Source organism: Bacillus sp. MYb78, from assembly GCF_002975115.1.
GTDB lineage: Bacteria > Bacillota > Bacilli > Bacillales > Bacillaceae_G > Bacillus_A > Bacillus_A cereus.
Genome location: NZ_PCOB01000062.1, coordinates 1 through 2607, shown reverse-complemented (window position 1 = coordinate 2607; position 2607 = coordinate 1). Strand labels below are relative to the sequence as shown.

Genomic DNA, 2607 nt, shown 5'->3' with positions numbered 1-2607 from the left:
GTTAGTGATAGGTAAGGATTTGAAGTTATCTCTACCTTTTCCCCCACTCCACACCGTACGTGAGACTTTCACCTCATACGGCGCTCCATCTAATTTGTTTATTGTTTAATTTTTTCTAAATTACAAGCTCTTCGATATTGGTTTATTCGTTTAACTTGTTCCACAGTCAACGAGTGTTTTTGAAAGTAGGATTCAATCGTTTGTTTATTTGTCATGTGAATTAATCTATGAATTTCTTTATGAATGATTCTAAGATTTTCATACTCATCTGTTCCGCCTAATCCCTTCGGAATATAGTGGTGGCAATGTAGCTCACTTGCTGGTAAAAATTCTTTAAGTATCTCACATTTTCCATTCAACATAGAATACCTTGCCATTCGATTATCCAAGTACTCTATACTTTCATTAGGGATATTTGCAGTTAGTAGTTTCTTAATTTCGCCTAATACCAATTTATTTAACTCAATATGTTTGGCAATCTTTCGGCCTTTTTGATTGTAAGGTGTTTGGGTTTGCGTGTAATTCCATATAGTTGCTGTTTGTATATCCGCTAGTGGAAATAAGTAAATACCACATACTTTAAATGTTCGATAATTATTTTTAAAGAATTTTGTAAACACCGGAGGTGCATTGATTGGAACTTCATATTTCCCGACACTTTTTAATCGATTGAATATTACTAATGATAGGTTAAATGCAAGCTGTTTCATTTCAATATTTACATGTGTAACATACCTAAAATAGTTACGCAGTCCAAGTACATAGGCATTATATAATTGCACATTTTTCCGAGTTGATGACAACTGAATAGCTTTTATTCGCTTTTTGATCTCAAGTTTGATTTGCTTCTTTTTCTTATTTGATATCCTAGAGTTACAAACCCATTTGTTTCTTTTGGGTACTACATATAATAAATATCCTAAGAACTCAGATTTGTTTTTTCTAAGGTTGATTATTCTGGATTTTTCTGGTGAAATGTCCAACTTTAATCGTTCCTTGAGATACATTTTTGTCGCGAAAAACCATTTTTGTGCCGTTCGGAAATCCTTTGCCATAATTTTAAAATCATCTGCATAACGAACAATAAATCCTTGTTTCAATTTGGTACCTTTCATTGCTCGCTTTTGATTTGCATTATTTGTATATGGATATGATGTTTCAAAATAGTGCCATTGGCTTGCTATCCATTGGTCTAAATCATTTAAAACTATATTGGATAGTAATGGCGAGAGTATTCCACCTTGTGGTGTTCCCTTTTTTGGAATTCCAAATCCCTTAATTGGTGCTTTTAGAATTAAATAGATAAGTTTTAACACTCGCTTATCTTTAATACCCATATTCCACAATTGTTTTAGAAGTAATGTGTGATTAACATTGTCAAAGAATCCTTTTATATCTATATCTACCGCGTAATGAAAAGTATTTCTGCTTATCAAAAACATTACTCTAGAAATGGCATGTTTTGTTCCTCTCATCGGACGAAATCCATAACTATGTTCGTAAAATTTCGCCTCGCAAATCGGCTCCAAAATTTGCCTAATCATTTGTTGAATTAACCGATCAAACATTGTTGGAATTCCTAAAGGTCTTTTATCTCCATTGGACTTAGGAATAAAAACTCTCTTTACTGCTTTTGGTTTGTATATCTCTAGTTGTTTACAAACCAATGATAAGAATTCCTTTTTATACATTGGTTTATAATTATCTATCGTGAACAAATCCGTGCCAGCGGTTTTGGACCCCTTGTTAGATTTTATTGTTCGGTATGCTAAAAGAATATTGTTCTCCGAAGTAATCAATTCATATAGACCATGGAATGATTTATTTCCTTGACTTTCTTCATATAACCTATCAAATGTTTCTTGCATATTGTAATATTCCCAATATCTCATTGTTGTGCTCAACTGTGGAAACCTCCTAGGTTTTTGCCCACATTCCTACCTGACCATTGAGCTTCATTTTCTTAAAATTAAACATAAAACAAACTAGACTTGGGGCCATCCCTCCACGTTCATTAGACGCTTCAACGGTACTGTGCCCCTACCTTCACAAAAATAAAGGAATTTCGGCTAATTACCTTATATCCACCTGCCCAGTAGTAGCTGTTTTCATTTAGCAGTTTTTTGCTTCCCACGTTCCAATATATCTAGCTATTCATGATAACCGTAGGTGTTTGCTATAAGCCTGTAGAGTTTATAAGCTCATCGTTGCTTATCCCGATTTCCTACCGTCAGATTCGTACTTCTCGGTACCCTACCACACTCTTGTGTGCTATACCTTTCGGTATAGTGCAATTTTAGACCCGTACCTTCGCAAATTCGTCAGACCCATAAGGGACATTCTCACCATAGTTATCTTTTCAGCCATCCGACCTATCCTACACCATATGATTAAAAATCACTTAGGCTCGTTCAGCCGACTTCACCTAGCTTCATACACAATCTGTCTACTAACAAATCATGCATGTAGGAGTATTAATGGAGTTGTTTCAATTCAACATGACGATTTTCATTCCAACTCTCGATATATTAGTTATTGTTGCTTAAGATAAATTTCAGCAACACTCTCACTTCACGTCTAAACGCTTATAGAGAAACGTGTCGCGCC

General features: G+C 34.7%; 1 protein-coding gene. It reads right to left on the bottom strand.

Translation table 11 applies throughout. The features are described from left to right. Nucleotides 1–98: 98 nt before the first annotated feature. Nucleotides 99–1904, bottom strand: coding sequence for a group II intron reverse transcriptase/maturase (gene ltrA / locus CQ064_RS32930; protein ID WP_000108316.1), 1806 nt, complete (start codon nucleotides 1902–1904; stop codon nucleotides 99–101). Between the last annotated feature and the right edge of the window lie 703 nt (nucleotides 1905–2607).